This window comes from Pseudomonas monachiensis, from assembly GCF_047345015.1.
Taxonomy (GTDB): domain Bacteria; phylum Pseudomonadota; class Gammaproteobacteria; order Pseudomonadales; family Pseudomonadaceae; genus Aquipseudomonas; species Aquipseudomonas monachiensis.
Genome location: NZ_CP178857.1, coordinates 1956583 through 1972707, shown reverse-complemented (window position 1 = coordinate 1972707; position 16125 = coordinate 1956583). Strand labels below are relative to the sequence as shown.

Genomic DNA, 16125 nt, shown 5'->3' with positions numbered 1-16125 from the left:
CGTGGCTTGCCCGCGATGGCGCCGGATCAGTCAACATCAATGCTGAATGTGCTGACGCCTTCGCGAGCAAGCCCGCTCCCACAGGGGATTGGGGGTTGTCTGGGTCTTCGGCTCGCCAAATAACCACTGTGGGAGCGTGGCTTGCCCGCGAAAGCGTCGGGTCAGTCAACATCCATGCTGAGTGTGCCGACGCCTTCGCGAGCAAGCCCGCTCCCACAGGGGATTGGGGGTTGTCTGGGTCTTCGGCTCGCCAAATGACCACTGTGGGAGCGTGGCTTGCCCGCGAAAGCGTCGGGTCAGTCAACATCAATGCTGAATGTGCTGACGTCTTCGCGAGCAAGCCCGCTCCCACAGGGGATTGGGGGTTGTCTGGGTCTTCGGCTCGCCAAATGACCACTGTGGGAGCGTGGCTTGCCCGCGATGGCGGCGGGTCAGTCAACATCCATGCTGAGTGTGCCGACGCCTTCGCGAGCCTGCTCGCTCCTACAGGTTACTCAGTGATCTTCTCGAAGTTGCGGTAGAACATGTCGTCGTCGCGGCTATCAGTCATGGAGTGCAACTGGTAGCTGCGATTGAGCCGTGCACCGCCGTCCCGGGTCAGTGGCGACCAGACGAGGTTGGCACGGCGCATGGTCGACATGCTCATCAGTTCGTCGAATGGAATGGACAGGTAGATGCCTTTGTCGAAACTACCTTCGCCATATTCAGCACCGGTTGCGGTGGTGATGGTTGCCCAGGCACCAAAGCGTACGCCGTTGGAAAACTCTCGCGAGATATCCAGCGTGCCGCCCCAGTCGCCAGCCAGGTAACGCCCGACGCTGACGGCTGCCAGCGTATCGTAGGGCAAGTCGGTGTAGCCGGTGATGTGGCCGGTCAACACCGAGTAATCACGCAAGCCAAAACCCTGGTCGAACTCGCGCTGGCGCACGTAGTTCAGGTCCGCGCCCACCGACCAGCGCTCGCCGGTCGGACGGAACAGCACCTCGCCCCCGACGCCGGCAAACATCGACTCCAGGTAGCCACCGTACACCATGCCATACAGGTCTTTGTCCAACTGCTCGGCATGGCTGACCTGGAACAACGGCATGGTGACATCCGACGTGGTCATGTACTGGCGCAAGTCCGTGCGCACGCGGGGCAAGCCGCTGGGTGCGTCATAGGTGAACTTGTCGAAGTTGTTGATCAGGTTGGCACTGAGCAAACCACTCCACCAGGTGTTGCGGTTGAAGCGGTACTCGGCGTCCGCGTCGGCGCTGAACTGATAGAGCAAGCCATCGGGGCCACCGACGTTCTGCTTGAAGCCCAGCCCGACGCCATAAGCGAATGGCTGCATCGCTTCGGTGTAGAGGGTTTTCTCGTTGTGCGGCATCGCCGGATTGATTTCGGTGGTGCGATGCAGGGCTTGCAACGGCTCTTCGTTGTTGATCACTTCGCGGAAGGTTTGCCGAGGCACGCTGGTTTCTTCAAGCGCCAGGTCGTAGCGCTTGTTCACCACGGTGAACCAGTCGATATCGTCGTTGACGCTGTTGTCCAGGATCCGGCTCGCGCGGCCGACGGCCTTGGCCGAATGGAAGTAACGCTGCTGCTCGCCATACACGATCAACTCGGAATCGCGCTGGCTGATACGCTCGACCTTGTACCCGGCATTTTGCTGCAGGCGCCGGGACACATCGGCCCAGTTGACCTGATCCATCCCGGTGCTCGGCGCCTTCGCTGGCAAGGGTTCAGCCGGCGGATCGAACGTCTTCGCCGGCGCCTTGCGGCTGGCGAAGTTGGTGTGAAAGGTGACGCCGAACATAGCCGTATTACCGCGTTCCCAGGCTGCGCTGAGGTCGATCGAGTCAGTTACTTTGAACACCGCGCCGAGGTTGATCGGTGAGTCCTGCTTGATCTGGTTGTCCTTCGGCTCGTGCTTGTAATCGTTGCCTTCGTATTCGAGTTTAAGACTGAGCCGATCCCAGGGTGTCTGGTAGCTCACGCCGCCGAAAAAGGATGGGCTGCCGCGAAAATAGGCCCCGGCGTTGACATCACCGGTGCCCTCGCTGTCGGGCCGGGTCTTGAAGCGATCACTGACGTAGCCCAGCGGGTTTTCGAAGTCGCCGCGGTTGCCCAGGTAACCCCAGGCAATGCCGGCGCTGAAATCAAAATTGTCGTAGCGCTTGTTGGCCACCACGAATTCACTGGAGAACAGGCCTGTACCACCGATGTCCCGGAAGCCCAAGGCCACTTCGGGCGCCCAATGGGTTTCTTCCCACAGGCGGGCCTTGAGGTCGACCGCCTTGTCCTTATAGCTCTGGTTGCCGCTCAACGATTCGGGGCCGTAAGGGCGGTTAGTGATCGCGGTGTAGCGAAACGAGCCTTCCAGCCACTCAAGTGGCTGAAGTGAAACGCTGTAACGGCTGTAGGGGTCGGTGCGGTTGGCATTCAGGCTCAACTCACCGGCCGGCGCCATGCGCGCCGTCGGCGTTTGCAACAAGCCCGCGCCACCGAAATCATTCTGGGTAATGCGTGGTTCTGCATGAGCCAGACCACACGGCAATAACAATACGGCTGCAAAACGTAAATTCAACGAACCACCTCAGCCAGCTGCGTGGCAATAAATTCGGCCAACTGCTGATTCAGTTCAGGGATAGGCGGATCAAGGTCATCGTTTTTGACCGGGACCAGAATCTTGCTGCCGGCGGCCGGTATCTGCCCGCTCTCGCGATTCCAGTGGGCAATGCCGACGCGCCGGGTGACGCCATTGGGCTGGATCAACCACAGGTAATCGGCGTCCGCATCGACCAGCGGCGTGCAACCCCGCAGGTAATCGCGGGCCTCTTGCAGCGCTTGATAGGGCAACCGACACGACTCGGCGACAGCGCCGAGCACCTCGACTTCGTCGACCCGCAACGGGTAGATGAGGCGGTCGCCGTCGTCCAGGCGAATGTTGCGGGCAAACCCGACTTCCACGGCGACCGGGTCCAGGACAGCCACCTGGCGTCCGGTGACCGGCATGCGCCTGACTTGCTCGGCCAACCGCACCGCCAGGGCAGCCCGGCTCGGCCTGTCGAAAAGCATGGCCATGCGCTGCAACACGTCCAGATCGAACAGCACCCCGACCTTGAGTCGGGTCTGTTGCTCGACCAGGGATTTACGCAGCAGTACGGCCGCCAACCAGTAACTCTCGACATTGGGTTGTGCCACGCTGATCACGTCCAGCAACCGCCCGCCCGCCGGCAGCTCGACCGCCCCCGGGTTGGCAACGTCACCGGTGACGGTGACCGCTGCATGGCTGATGCCGGTGATCAACAGCAGGCACGCCGATAGAGCCCTGACCCGCTTCACCGGGCATGCCTGCGGTCTGGGGTCAGTTGCACGATCTTGACCCGCAACTGCGAGGTCAGTTGCTGCTCACTCTGCACAATGAAACCGTCAACGGGATCGACCCAGTAACGATTGGTCGCACGCAGGCCGATGGCCGGCGCGTCAATCTGCTCATCGACACGTAGCACGGCGTATTCCTTGTTGAGGATTTCCAGGGTTTCCATGGATTTGCGGGAGAAGCGACTGTTCAAGGCCACCCCGACTTCCTGGCCCTGGTAGAGATCGATCCAGCGCTGGCTGGTGTAGCCATCGGGTACTTGATGGAGGCCTTGCTTGAAGGGCGAGACGTCAGCCAGGCGCGTCCCGTCCAGATCGCCGTCCAGGCCCAGGCCGATGCTGCGCACCGCCAGGCCATCGCGCATGAGCAGAACCTGTTTGCCGGACGCGACCCAGAATTGCAGGTCGTCGCGCTCACGCACCAGCGCCAGCACGCCGGAACCGGACGGCGTGGTCAGCTTGAGCTGGGGATAGCGCACATCCGCCACTTGGGCCGCCGTCACGTCCAGCTCATCCGGCCCCGACACCGCCGACTTGAGGTTGGTCACCGAAGCGACCATCAGCGGGTTACAGCCACACAACATCAAGGCCGCTATCAAGCAGACGCCAACATTCAACGTTCTCACGATCGGACCCGGCCTTAATTGCTGTTGCTGCTGACTTCACTCATGTTCTTCGCCGCGGATGCGCCCGTACCGACAATCGCTGCCGACGGCACCAATTGGCTGACGAAGCGATTCCAGCGAGTCACGTTGGCAGGACCTACGTAGACAACGTCCTGGGGACGTACTTCAAAGTGCGTGGCCAGCGCCATGGCGGTCGGTGATTGGGCTTGCAACTGGTAGACCTTCGCCGGCTCCACATCGAGGTTTTCAACACCTCTGATCACGTACACGGCGTTACCGTTGGAGGTGGTCTGACTCAATCCGCCGACCGAGCCCAGCACATCGGACAGGTTCATGGTGGCGGTCTTGAAGCTCAGTGCGCGGGGCTGGTTGACCTCGCCCATGACGTAGATGCGCTTTTTGTCGTTGTACGGCAGATACAACTGATCGCCACCCTTGAGGTAAACGTTCTGCAACTCGGAGTCCGGCTGGTTGAGCGTGTCGAGATTGAGCGTGTAGACCCGCCCGTTTCGCGTCAGCAACAGGCCGGACAAGTCGGCACTCGTCGTATCGATACCGGCAGAACCGAGGGCCTCGACCACACTGAGCGGATTGGTGGAAATCGCTTGTGGACCGGCTTTCGAAACGGCGCCCGTCACCACGACTTTCTGACTGGAAAAGCGCAACACGGCGACATCCACTTGCGGTTCGGCGATGAAGGCCGACAGCCTGGCTTCGATGTCCGATCGCAGTTGCTGGACGGTTTTGCCGGCCGCCTGGACTTCTTTGATAAACGGGTAGTAGAGCGTGCCATCGGCACGCACCAGGCGACCGTTGGCATCGATCTGCTGTTGCGCGCCGGAGGGTGCGGTCAGCTCCGGATGATCCCAGACCGTGATGTACAGGACATCGTTACTGCCGATGCGGTACTCGGCCGGGGCCGCCAACAGTTCGGTCGGCACGGACTCACGCTTTTGCGTGGCCCTGTTCATGGCGATGAGCTTGGGCGTGATCGGAATGAGCTCGACCCGGCTGCTCTCGCTGGCGCCCTGGCGCGTGATATCACTGGTGCTCAGGTATTGGCCGGGGGAAAACATGCAACCTTGTAAAGCGATGCTTGCCAACATTAAAAGAGAAAAACTACGAGTCATAATGGCACTACGCTATTCAAGGGCGAATCTAAAAACAAAGTCACCCGATTTGCATCGGGCGACCTTGTACTGCACCAACAGATGTTTCAGTTAGTTGTGCGTGCCGGTTGTACCCGTGGTACCTGTCGTACCCGTCGTACCGCCGTTTGCACTTCCACCACTGTTGGACGCTGCTACAGCACTGGCGACCATTGCTGTACTGGCTGCAGTGGCTTGAGTCGCCGCCACGTTACCCAATACATTGGTCGCAGTTGTAAGCGGCGCTTCTACCGCGGACGCCCAGTTGCTCAACATCGTCAACAGGGCAATTGCCATCACTTTCTTCATATCAACTCCTTTCTAACATTCAACCCGATCGAAATCGGGTAGTGCGTTAGAGGTGGTAGAGTTCAAGTCCGCGAAAAATGCGGACATGATCCGTTGTTCTTTCACAGTCTTACCCAACTGATAAAAGTCGAACGGCAGGTTTATATCTACGGACTTGCAAAAGGCATGACCAGTGTATTTTCCCGACGATATCTAACAACCTGACCGGAAATAACATTTGGCTAAAACGCCATCATCCCAGATAGCCTTTGGGGTGATTCGATTGCCAGCGCCAGGTATCCGTGACCATGTCCTGCAAGTTGCGCGTGGCCTTCCAGCCCAGCTCTTTCTCCGCCTTGGAAGGGTCGGCCCAGCTCTCGGCGATATCACCCGAGCGACGCGGCATCATTCGATAGGGCACCGGCTGACCGCACGCCTGCTCGAACGCCCGCAGTACTTGCAACACGCTGTAGCCATCGCCCGTGCCGAGGTTCCAGGTATGAATGCCGGTACGCCCGGCGATGGACTGCAAGGCCTTTAGATGGCCGTCCGCCAGGTCCACGACGTGGATGTAGTCCCGCACCCCGGTACCGTCGACCGTGGGGTAATCGTTGCCGAAGATCGATAACTCCCGCAGGCTGCCAACCGCCACCTGGCTGATGTAGGGCACCAGGTTATTCGGAATGCCACTCGGGTCTTCGCCCAGATGGCCGCTGTCATGCGCCCCGATCGGGTTGAAGTAACGCAACAGCGCGATGCTCCAGCGCGGCTCGGCCAAGGCCAGGTCGCGCAGCACATTCTCGACGATCAACTTGGATTGACCGTAGGGATTGGTCGGGATGCCCGTGGGGAAATCCTCGCGGATCGGCATCTGCTCCGGCTCGCCGTATACCGTGGCTGACGAACTGAACACCAGGCGAAACACCCCGGCAGCCGCCATCGCCTGACACAGCGTGATGCTGCCGCTGACGTTGGTCTCGTAATACTCAAGGGGCTTGCGCACGCTCTCGCCCACGGCCTTGAGACCGGCAAAGTGCAGGACGGCATCGATGGCATGCTGCTGGAAAATCCGGTCCAGCAAGGCCCGATCGCACACATCACCCTGAATCATCAGCGCACTCTTGCCGCAAATGGCTTCCACCGCGTGCAATGCCGCGTCGCTGCTGTTGCAAAGATTATCCAGCACAACAACTTCATAGCCTGCCTCAAGCAGTGCGAGCGTGGTGTGCGAACCGATATATCCAGCTCCACCCGTTACCAGAATTTTCATAGCGCGGTCCATAGTGGGAAAAGTGCGAAGTTGCGTGTCAAGCCCCTCTTGTTAAAGCTGTGTGCTGAACCACACAAATAAGAGCGACAACAACCCAAAACAAAATTAGTTCAACGACTGGCAATAAATATTTTTTCAGGCCAAACTGTATTGCGGAATACTTATTAGCATTCCGACGCACGCACCACTATCAACAGATACCGACTAAAAATAACCAACAACTATCAACCCGACATCTCATAACATTGTCGTGTTATCCGCACATTGCTATTTGCCACTAGTGGCCAGACTCAGGTATTAAAGTAAGCCTTCAATAAACATTGAAACTTGCAATCACTCGTTGTTGCGCGCACCCGTTGGCTGTGTTCCATGACTGTCCAGGATACTTTTATGATTCGTAAATGTTTGTTCCCCGCTGCCGGCTATGGCACTCGTTTCTTGCCCGCGACCAAGGCCATGCCCAAGGAAATGCTGCCGATCGTCAACAAGCCGTTGATCGAGTACGCCGTCGAAGAGGCACGGGACGCCGGCCTGCAACACATGGCGATCGTCACCGGGCGGGGCAAGCGCGCGCTGGAAGACCACTTCGACATCAGCTACGAGTTGGAGCACCAGATTCGCGGCACCGAGAAAGAGAAGTTCCTGGCCGGAACCCGCGAGCTCATCGACACCTGTACCTTCTCCTACACCCGCCAGGTGGAAATGAAGGGCCTGGGCCACGCGATTCTCAGCGGCCGTCCGTTGATCGGCGACGAACCCTTCGCCGTGGTACTGGCCGATGACCTGTGCCTGAACCTGGAAGGTGATGGCGTCCTCACGCAAATGATCGAGCTCTACAAGAAATTCCGCTGCTCGATCGTGGCCATCCAGGAAGTCCCCCGCGACCAGACCCACAAGTACGGCGTGATAGCCGGCGAGCCGATCTCCGACGGGATCTACCGGGTCAACAACATGGTGGAAAAACCGGCCCCGCAGGACGCCCCGTCGAACCTGGCGATCATCGGCCGTTACATTCTGACGCCGGATATCTTCGACCTGATCGCCGACACCGAACCGGGTAAAGGCGGCGAGATCCAGATCACCGACGCGCTGATGAAACAGGCGCAGAACGGCTGCGTGCTGGCCTACAAGTTCAAGGGTTTGCGCTTCGATTGCGGCGACGCCGAGGGTTACCTGCAGGCGACCAACTTCTGCTACGAAAACCTGTACCTCAAGGGCCGCTAAGACGGCTCCAGCACCCGACGCCCACTCTTCATTCAGGCAGGCCAACCATGAACATTAAAAAGCTCTCGGCATACATTGAAATGGAGGTGGGCAACCTCGGAGTGATGTCCTCGTTATCGCGACATCAGCGGTTGCCGAGCGCCAACCAGTCCTGGCTCGGCCCCACTCTGCTGGTGGAACGGATCGGTATGTTTCCCTCTTCCGGAGACATCCGCCGGCCAATGCGCGACCCCTATCCCCTGCTCGCTCACCTGAAAAGGCTTTACCGCGGGCAGGCGCTGGAAATCGATGACCGCGATGGGCTGAAAGTGATTTTCAGCGACTGGCGATTCCGGGTGCGCATTTGCTGCAACGACCCAGCCATCATCATCAACGTGGAGACCCGGTGCGCTACGCAGCTGATGCCGCTAAAAACCGCAGAGCTGCTCAGTCATCTGGAGCACTTCGAATCGGCTGTCCTGTAAGAGCGAGCTTGCTCGCGAAGAGGCCAGCACATCCAGCATCCACATCGCCTGACACACCGCCATCGCGAGCAAGCTCGCTCCCACGATGATTCGGGTAGTTCGCAGATTTTGCGTATAGCCATTGAACCTGTGGGAGCGAGCTTGCTCGCGATGAGGCCGGCACATCCAGCATCTACTTCGCCTGACACCCCACCATCGCGAGCAAGCTCGCTCCCACGATGATTCGGGTAGTTCGCAGATTTTGCGTATAGCCATTAAACCTGTGGGAGCGAGCTTGCTCGCGATGAGGCCGGCACATCCAGCATCCACATCGCCTGACACACCACCATCGCGAGCAAGCTCGCTCCCACAATGATTCGGGTAGTTCGCAGATTTTGCGCATAGTCATTAAACCTGTGGGAGCGAGCTTGCTCGCGATGAGGCCGGCACATCCAGCATCCACATCGCCTGACACACCACCATCGCGAGCAAGCTCGCTCCCACAGTGATTTGGGTAGTTCGCAGATTTTGCGTATAGCCATTGAACCTGTGGGAGCGAGCTTGCTCGCGATGAGGCCGGCACATCCAGCATCTACTTCGCCTGACACACCACCATCGCGAGCAAGCTCGTTCCTACAGTGATTTGGGTAGTTCGCAGATTTTGCGTATAGCCATTAAACCTGTGGGAGCGAGCTTGCTCGCGATGAGGCCGGCACATCCAGCATCCACATCGCCTGACACACCACCATCGCGAGCAAGCTCGCTCCCACGATGATTCGGGTAGTTCGCAGATTTTGCGTATAGCCATTGAACCTGTGGGAGCGAGCTTGCTCGCGATGAGGCCGGCACATCCAGCATCTACTTCGCCTGACACACCACCATCGCGAGCAAGCTCGCTCCCACAGTGATTTGGGTAGTTCGCAGATTTTGCGTATAGCCATTAAACCTGTGGGAGCGAGCTTGCTCGCGATGAGGCCGGCACATCCAGCATCCACATCGCCTGACACAACGCCATCGCGAGCAAGCTCGCTCCCACGATGATTCGGGTAGTTCGCAGATTTTGCGTATAGCCATTGAACCTGTGGGAGCGAGCTTGCTCGCGATGAGGCCGGCACATCCAGCATCCACATCGCCTGACACAACGCCATCGCGAGCAAGCTCGCTCCCACGATGATTCGGGTAGTTCGCAGATTTTGCGTATAGCCATTGAACCTGTGGGAGCGAGCTTGCTCGCGATGAGGCCGGCACATCCAGCATCTACTTCGCCTGACACACCACCATCGCGAGCAAGCTCGCTCCCACAGTGATTTGGGTAGTTCGCAGATTTTGCGTATAGCCATTGAACCTGTGGGAGCGAGCTTGCTCGCGATGAGGCCGGCACATCCAGCATCCACATCGCCTGACACACCACCATCGCGAGCAAGCTCGCTCCCACAATGATTCGGGTAGTTCGCAGATTTTGCGTATAGCCATTAAACCTGTGGGAGCGAGCCTGCTCGCGAAGAGGCCGGCACATCCAGCATCCACATCGCCTGACACAACGCCATCGCGAGCAAGCTCGCTCCCACGATGATTTGGGTAGTTCGCAGATTTTGCGTATAGCCATTAAACCTGTGGGAGCGAGCTTGCTCGCGATGAGGCCGGCACATCCAGCATCCACATCGCCTGACACAACGCCATCGCGAGCAAGCTCGCTCCCACGATGATTCGGGTAGTTCGCAGATTTTGCGTATAGCCATTGAACCTGTGGGAGCGAGCTTGCTCGCGATGAGGCCGGCACATCCAGCATCCACATCGCCTGACACAACGCCATCGCGAGCAAGCTCGCTCCCACGATGATTCGGGTAGTTCGCAGATTTTGCGTATAGCCATTGAACCTGTGGGAGCGAGCTTGCTCGCGATGAGGCCGGCACATCCAGCATCTACTTCGCCTGACACACCACCATCGCGAGCAAGCTCGCTCCCACAGTGATTTGGGTAGTTCGCAGATTTTGCGTATAGCCATTAAACCTGTGGGAGCGAGCTTGCTCGCGATGAGGCCGGCACATCCAGCATCCACATCGCCTGACACACCACCATCGCGAGCAAGCTCGCTCCTACAGTGCCGCGTCGCAGGTGTCCTGTGCTGATCTCCCGGTATTGTCACCGACGATCAGACGATAGAAATAATCAGCAATCACTCGCCCGCCCGTGGCCGGAACCGGATGAATCTTGTCCGGGCCGATCATGGTGGCGGCATAGCGCTTGAAGTCAGTGCCGAATGCGCACTGCAGATTGGCGTAACCAAGATGTTCCTTGCGCGCCCAGGGTTCCAGGACTTGCGCATAGGCCGACATCGGGTAGGCACTGGAACGCGTCGTGTCCTGACGCAGGATCAGGTTGATGCTCGCCGCCGGTTGAATCTCGCGGACCATCCCCACCAAACCCTGAACGTTCTTCAGGTACTGCTCGGGCTTCACGCCAAAACCCTGGTCGTTACCACCCAGCATAATCAGGTAGAGGTCGGCGGGAATCTTCGACACCACCGTCTTCCACTGCGCCTGCCAACGGCCATCGCCGTGGTAGAAGTCAGCGGACGCCGCGCCGGACGCCGCCAGTTTGGATACCCGCACGCCGCCCTGGTCGTTGCTCATCCACAGGCCGAAGAGCGTTGGCGCGCCTTTCACCACTTCCAGCCGGAACGACCAGTCTTTCGCTGCCGACATGCCTGGCAGTGGCACTTCCTGTACCCCTGAGCCTGCGAGCGTCAAGGGCTGCCAGGATTGCGACGGTGCCCAGCGGTAGCGAACCTCATTGGGTTCGCCATTGCCGAGGTAAAGCAATTTCGCTTGGGTGACAGCCGTGTTGATGGCCGGTGTCGGGCTGGCATCGATCTCCAGCCAGGCGCCAGGCCCTCCGGCAAGGGTACGACTGTCGGGGCTGGCCTGGCCAAGGGCGGACACCTGCCAGTCACCGCCGAAGTATTTTTCGCTGCTGCGGCTGTATTTGAAGTGCGTGCCGCCAAGTGCCGCGCCGTGGTTGAAACCGACATAGCCGGGGCCGGCGAAACCCGCCTCCCCGGCCAGCCGCTGCACCAGTTTGTTCAGATAGAAATCCTGCCCGGCGCTGTAGCTGTCGCCGATCACCGAGATGGACAGGACTTTCCCGCCCTTGCCTTCGCGCCACTGGCCAAACCGTTCGCGAGCGTCGCCGACTTCGACCACTGACGCCACAACAGGCTGGACCTCATCAACTGCCAACATGCATCGCTTCCTTCACTCGGACAAACCTCAAGTCTGGGGCACCGGGGTGGCGTTTGCCGGCGTTTTTTTAGCCGCCGCGCGCTCACCCAGGAACAGCACGGAGGTGACGTTGAATCGACTGAAAACCATCGATAGAACCACCGGCCCCAACAAGCCACACGCCAGGCCACCAAGCACCAGAAGGCTTTCGTCCTTCACGCCCAAACGCCCCAGGACAAACCGCGAAGTGGCGGCAAACAACACATGGAACAGGAAGATCGCGTAGGAATACCCGCCGAGCCAGGTCAGCCACTTCGAGCGCATGTCACTGGACAGCAACGCAATGCAGGACACACAACCCACGGTCAAACCGATCAGGCTGCGGCGGTCGACGATCAACTCGCGATCCACCGCCGCCACGTACAGCAGTGTCAGCGAGATCAACACAAACACCAACGGCCCGATCACCTTGAACCGTTGCTTCAACGCATCGACGTTTTCCTGGCCAATCATCCCCGCCACGAAAAACGGTAGCAGGTAGATCGCGCCATTAATGCCAAACGCATCGAGCTTGAACGGCGGCAGCACAAACAACACCGCCGCAAAGGCAAACAGCAGATACAAGCGCGTTGCCGAACGCAGCAAACCACGCCACTCCAGCAGGCCGACGAACATGAAAATGATGAACACCGCCTGCAGGAACCAGAAGTGGTTGACGGGCACCCAGAACGACAACAACGCGTCGATCACACCGACGTCCTTGTTCACACCCGGCCCCACCGCCTGCAACACCGAGAACGGCACACCCACGCAGAACAGCGGCACGATCAAGCGTCGCACCTTGCCGCTGAAGAACGCGGAAAAGTCATTGCCGCGGATTTTGTAGATGGAGTAGATATAGCCGGAAATGAAGGTGAACAGCGGCATGCGCACATACACCATCGAGTCGGCGATCACCCGGAACGGCGAGCCCAGGTCTATCTTCAAGCCGCCACCCAACGGGCCGATGACGTGATAGAGCACCAGCAGCAGGCACGCCAGGCCACGCAGGGTTTCGATCTCCAGGGACTTTTTCTTGCTCGACATAAAGCACCTGCCTCAATTCAGAATTCTTGATTCAACTTGCACCGGCTTGTTCGCCCGCAACATCAATCCCAGGCCGACGAACAACACCGGCACCACCATCGAGAAGTGCCGGGCGAAGGAGCCGAAGTCCGGTTCGAACAGGCCTTGAACCAGCAAAAATGCCAGCGGAATCGCGATCAGTTCCTTGGGTTTGGTCTGGATCGGCGCACCTTTGTAATCGGTCGAGGTGATGACTTTGAACAGCAGCAACGCGGTCATGATCATCAACGCCACGAAGATCACCTGGCCCGGCCCGGACAGCAGAATCAGCTCCACCGGGAACGACAGCCGGAAGAAGATGATCATCGAGTCCAGTGCCTGCGAGACAAAGTCGCTGCCGCTGAGCCACGAGACGATCAACGACTTGGACCCCTCCTCACCCGCGGTGCGCAGTTCGTTGTTACTGGCGCGAATCGACGACACCGGAAACCCGAGCGCCACCTGGATCGCCATGGCGACCGCCAGGTAGAACAGGAACAGCATCAGGAAGAAAGTGAAGCGCGAGACATACTTCTTCATCACGCAGACGCCGACCCAGGACAGTGAAAACAGAATCCAGTAGGGGCGGATCAACACGCCGTAGATCACTGCCGAGAAGAAAAATCCGCCGCGATATTTGCGCGTCAAGGAGCTGAGCAAAATGCTCAACACCGCCACCGACACAATGATTTCCTTGGTCAGGTTCTCAAGGAAGAACGAACGAACGATGCCCCACAGACACAGCGTGCCGAAGATCGCCAGCGGCATGCGCCGGAAGACCACCACCGGGATCGCCGTGAGGAAAAAATTGCAGAACATGCCATAGGCCCAGGCATTGGTCAGATTGATCCCCGTGGGCCGCAGCAGAAACGCCGAACACTCATAGGAAGAGCGATCCGGCGAGAACGGGTTCCAGAAATTGCAGTTGTCGGCCCGCGCGTAGGACGACCACAAGGTCATGGCATCCGGGCCAGGATCGCGAGGAATCAGCAGCGGCATGGCCACCGACAGAAACAACCCGGTGAACAGGATCAGGAACGAAATAGAGGAATCGAGTTTCTTGCCGCGAAACTCGATGCACGGCAGCTTCAACCCCATGCCAGAGCCCCTTTCGGCCGAGTCACACGGGTCAACACGGCAATCACGCCGAGTTGCACGATGATCGCAAAGACGTTGCCCCAGGCAGCGCCATAAATCGAATAGTGCTTGATCAGCAGGTAGCTGACCGGCACCGAAACCAACAGGCAAATCGCCGCGCTGGCCAGCGACACGCGACTGTTCTTCGAGGCAATCAAACCACCCCAGACGATGTCGCCAATCGCACGCAGGGCGAAGGAAAAAATCAACACGCCGAGGATTGCGTTGTCCGGACGAGGAACACTCGTGGCGACGTAATCAAGCACAACGTTGAAGAACAGATAAATCAGCACCGCCACCGCGGCGGATACCACCAGCGAGCGCATGACCCATTTGTTGACGAACAATTGCCGGACAGTGAACGGCTGTTGATCAGCCTGAAAGCGCTTGGCGAGCACCGGAATGCCGACCACCGCCACCACCGCATAGGACAGCGCCTGCAAGGTATTGGCCGCCGACCAGGCGTACACGTATTTACCGAGGCTGGCGTAGGGTTCGATGTCGATAATCAGAAAGCGCTCGGCGTACTGACTCAACGCGATCAAGCCTGTGCCGAGATAGAACGGCAACCCGGCCTTCCACACGGTTGCCGTGGCCAGCGTCCCGCTCACCCGGCCCTTGTGCACGTTCACCACAATCAAGTAACCGGCGACGATCACCAGCACGTTGGCCACAACCCACAGCCACAGCACACTGGCGATCCCGGACACCCAGCCGAGCATCATCCCGCCCACCGCCAACAGCGCCCAGAGGCCGGTCTTGATGAAAAACAGCAGCGCACCGGCCGTGGCTTTCTGCGCGGAAAACACGAAGGAGTTGATTTCGAACGACAGGTGTTCAGTGAGCAGAACCAGGGTCACGCAGAGGATCAGCGCGGTCGTTGCCTCGACTGCCTGGAACAGCGAATACACCAACACCGTCACCACCGACAACAACAGCCCCACGGCCAGGTACAGCAGCAGGACCTTGTCGACGACCCGTCGCGAACTGCCACCGACGCTGATCAGCCGATTGATTTCCGAACTGAAGCCGACACTGTAGAACTTCGACGCAATCAACGAGGCGGCGACCACCACGCCGTAAAAGCCCAGCGCCTCATAACCGAGGAAATGGGTGATCGCCAGCACCAGCAAAAACTTCGCGCCCAATGCCCCGCCGCGAAGCAGTAGCCGAAATATCATCGAACGATACCTTTGATGATGTCGTCCATGGCCACGGTTTTTGCCTCGATCTCGCGGCAGGTGTCGGTCAGGCGCTTGCCGAAACCGGACAGTGCGTTCGGCGCGTAGACCGTGTCGATGATGGTGTCGACATTGATATCGCCGCCGTTGATCACCCAGTCTTCCACGCCCATGTCCTGATAGGCGCCGAAACCTTTGCGCTCATAGCTGATGTGGTACGCCGGGACGCCGGACAGCAGCGACTCGATGGCGCCGTGCAGGCGCACGGAAATCACCAGGTCCGGCTGATATTTGGCCAGCGTGGCCTTCAACGGCAGCAGGTCTTCGGTAATGCCCAACTCGCGATAGAACGCACCGTCATCGTTGCCGCGAACGGCGCTCTGGACCGCGCAAACCACTTTGCTTTTGTTCTTCAAGCGTTGCAGCAGCAACTTCAAGTTGGCCACGTAGGCGACCTTCTTTTCCTTGCTCCACTCCGGCGGCTTGCGCAGCACCACGCACACCGTTGCCGGCGATGACGCGCAACGGGTGAACTTGGGCTGCATGAGGATCTTGCTGGCCAATGACTGGACCGCCAGATCCGGCGCGCGGTAGACATTTTCACAGGCATCGAAAATCGCCGACGACCTGTTGTCACGCACGAACACCGCATCGGCGCTGGCGTAGTGCTCGACGATCTTGCTGCTCTCGCCGTGGAACGGCCCGATGCTTTGCGGCAGGTACACCGACGGCACTTTGCTGAGGATCGCCGTTTCCAGTTGCTTGGCGTGGCCCAGTTTCAACTTGATGTGCTCAAAGGCACTTTTGGAACGCATGTAGCCGCCACCGACGCCGACGATCAAATCGGTTTTCTTCAACAGGTCAGCGAGACCGGCGTAGGACTGGTTGAGGAACACCGCCTGCTTGACCCGCCCCAACCCCTTGGCCGCCATCACCGGCGCGTCAAAACGCGGGTGCGGCAAGTAGCTGAAGGACTCTGGATCGGAGGCCACGACACTGATCGAAGTGTCGTCACCAAAGTTTCGCTGCACCAGGGCAATGGCCAGATCCACGAGCAGACCGTCACCGGAGTTGGACGCACTGTAGCCATGCAAAATCGTTACGTTCATAAGCTTGAGTT

General features: G+C 59.0%; 13 protein-coding genes. 2 read left to right on the top strand and 11 right to left on the bottom strand.

Annotated features, from left to right (window positions below; all coding sequences use genetic code 11):
• Nucleotides 1-490: 490 nt before the first annotated feature.
• The 6 genes from ACMDB8_RS08865 to galE all read right to left on the bottom strand — a co-directional run bounded on the left by ACMDB8_RS08865 (nucleotide 491) and on the right by galE (nucleotide 6695).
• The gene (locus ACMDB8_RS08865; RefSeq protein WP_056722059.1) at nucleotides 491-2569 is read right to left on the bottom strand and encodes a YjbH domain-containing protein; all 2079 of its coding nucleotides are present in this window, start codon (nucleotides 2567-2569) and stop codon (nucleotides 491-493) included.
• A complete protein-coding gene (locus tag ACMDB8_RS08860) occupies nucleotides 2566-3327 on the bottom strand; it encodes a capsule biosynthesis GfcC family protein (protein WP_223542355.1) in 762 nt (253 codons plus the stop codon). Before ACMDB8_RS08860 ends, ACMDB8_RS08865 begins: the two co-directional genes overlap by 4 nt.
• Nucleotides 3324-3989, bottom strand: coding sequence for a YjbF family lipoprotein (locus ACMDB8_RS08855; RefSeq protein WP_409079155.1), 666 nt, complete (start codon nucleotides 3987-3989; stop codon nucleotides 3324-3326). The genes ACMDB8_RS08860 and ACMDB8_RS08855 overlap by 4 nt, the downstream gene beginning before the upstream one ends.
• Nucleotides 3990-4003: 14 nt before the next feature.
• A complete protein-coding gene (locus ACMDB8_RS08850; protein ID WP_056722054.1) occupies nucleotides 4004-5065 on the bottom strand; it encodes a polysaccharide biosynthesis/export family protein in 1062 nt (353 codons plus the stop codon).
• Between the two features lie 144 nt (nucleotides 5066-5209).
• Entirely contained in the window at nucleotides 5210-5446 is a 237-nt protein-coding gene (locus ACMDB8_RS08845; RefSeq protein WP_046038091.1) for a hypothetical protein, read from the bottom strand.
• Between the two features lie 232 nt (nucleotides 5447-5678).
• On the bottom strand, nucleotides 5679-6695 hold the full coding sequence (galE, locus tag ACMDB8_RS08840) for a UDP-glucose 4-epimerase GalE (protein WP_056722052.1): 1017 nt from the start codon (nucleotides 6693-6695) through the stop codon (nucleotides 5679-5681).
• Nucleotides 6696-7085: 390 nt separating this feature from the next.
• Between galE and galU the strand changes: the two genes are divergently transcribed.
• Together galU and ACMDB8_RS08830 are read left to right on the top strand one after the other, a co-directional pair.
• On the top strand, nucleotides 7086-7919 hold the full coding sequence (gene galU, locus ACMDB8_RS08835) for a UTP--glucose-1-phosphate uridylyltransferase GalU (RefSeq protein ID WP_008053311.1): 834 nt from the start codon (nucleotides 7086-7088) through the stop codon (nucleotides 7917-7919).
• A gap of 47 nt (nucleotides 7920-7966) precedes the next feature.
• Complete coding sequence (locus ACMDB8_RS08830) at nucleotides 7967-8383, top strand: hypothetical protein (protein ID WP_056722050.1); 417 nt, start codon at nucleotides 7967-7969, stop codon at nucleotides 8381-8383.
• A 2075-nt stretch (nucleotides 8384-10458) separates the two neighbouring features.
• On the opposite strand, the gene ACMDB8_RS08825 is transcribed toward ACMDB8_RS08830, so the two are convergent.
• Genes ACMDB8_RS08825 through ACMDB8_RS08805 form a run of 5 tightly spaced genes read right to left on the bottom strand, consistent with a single transcriptional unit; the run spans nucleotide 10459 to nucleotide 16114 of the window.
• Nucleotides 10459-11604, bottom strand: coding sequence for an SGNH/GDSL hydrolase family protein (locus ACMDB8_RS08825; protein WP_409078433.1), 1146 nt, complete (start codon nucleotides 11602-11604; stop codon nucleotides 10459-10461).
• A gap of 27 nt (nucleotides 11605-11631) precedes the next feature.
• Nucleotides 11632-12669: an acyltransferase family protein gene (locus ACMDB8_RS08820; protein ID WP_223542354.1), complete on the bottom strand. Its 1038-nt coding sequence runs from the start codon at nucleotides 12667-12669 to the stop codon at nucleotides 11632-11634.
• Between the two features lie 12 nt (nucleotides 12670-12681).
• Entirely contained in the window at nucleotides 12682-13785 is a 1104-nt protein-coding gene (locus tag ACMDB8_RS08815; protein ID WP_056722044.1) for a hypothetical protein, read from the bottom strand.
• On the bottom strand, nucleotides 13776-15005 hold the full coding sequence (locus ACMDB8_RS08810; RefSeq protein ID WP_056722042.1) for a polysaccharide biosynthesis C-terminal domain-containing protein: 1230 nt from the start codon (nucleotides 15003-15005) through the stop codon (nucleotides 13776-13778). The genes ACMDB8_RS08815 and ACMDB8_RS08810 overlap by 10 nt, the downstream gene beginning before the upstream one ends.
• Complete coding sequence (locus tag ACMDB8_RS08805) at nucleotides 15002-16114, bottom strand: polysaccharide pyruvyl transferase family protein (protein ID WP_008053317.1); 1113 nt, start codon at nucleotides 16112-16114, stop codon at nucleotides 15002-15004. The genes ACMDB8_RS08810 and ACMDB8_RS08805 overlap by 4 nt, the downstream gene beginning before the upstream one ends.
• Between the last annotated feature and the right edge of the window lie 11 nt (nucleotides 16115-16125).

Coding starts and splice junctions, on each gene's coding strand:
- ACMDB8_RS08850 (WP_056722054.1), bottom strand. CDS start 5,065: ATGTTTTCCCCCGGCCAATACCTGAGCACCAGTGATATCACGCGCCAG.
- ACMDB8_RS08805 (WP_008053317.1), bottom strand. CDS start 16,114: ATGAACGTAACGATTTTGCATGGCTACAGTGCGTCCAACTCCGGTGAC.
- galE (WP_056722052.1), bottom strand. CDS start 6,695: ATGAAAATTCTGGTAACGGGTGGAGCTGGATATATCGGTTCGCACACC.
- galU (WP_008053311.1), top strand. CDS start 7,086: ATGATTCGTAAATGTTTGTTCCCCGCTGCCGGCTATGGCACTCGTTTC.
- ACMDB8_RS08825 (WP_409078433.1), bottom strand. CDS start 11,604: ATGTTGGCAGTTGATGAGGTCCAGCCTGTTGTGGCGTCAGTGGTCGAA.
- ACMDB8_RS08845 (WP_046038091.1), bottom strand. CDS start 5,446: ATGAAGAAAGTGATGGCAATTGCCCTGTTGACGATGTTGAGCAACTGG.
- ACMDB8_RS08815 (WP_056722044.1), bottom strand. CDS start 13,785: ATGGGGTTGAAGCTGCCGTGCATCGAGTTTCGCGGCAAGAAACTCGAT.
- ACMDB8_RS08830 (WP_056722050.1), top strand. CDS start 7,967: ATGAACATTAAAAAGCTCTCGGCATACATTGAAATGGAGGTGGGCAAC.
- ACMDB8_RS08820 (WP_223542354.1), bottom strand. CDS start 12,669: ATGTCGAGCAAGAAAAAGTCCCTGGAGATCGAAACCCTGCGTGGCCTG.
- ACMDB8_RS08810 (WP_056722042.1), bottom strand. CDS start 15,005: ATGATATTTCGGCTACTGCTTCGCGGCGGGGCATTGGGCGCGAAGTTT.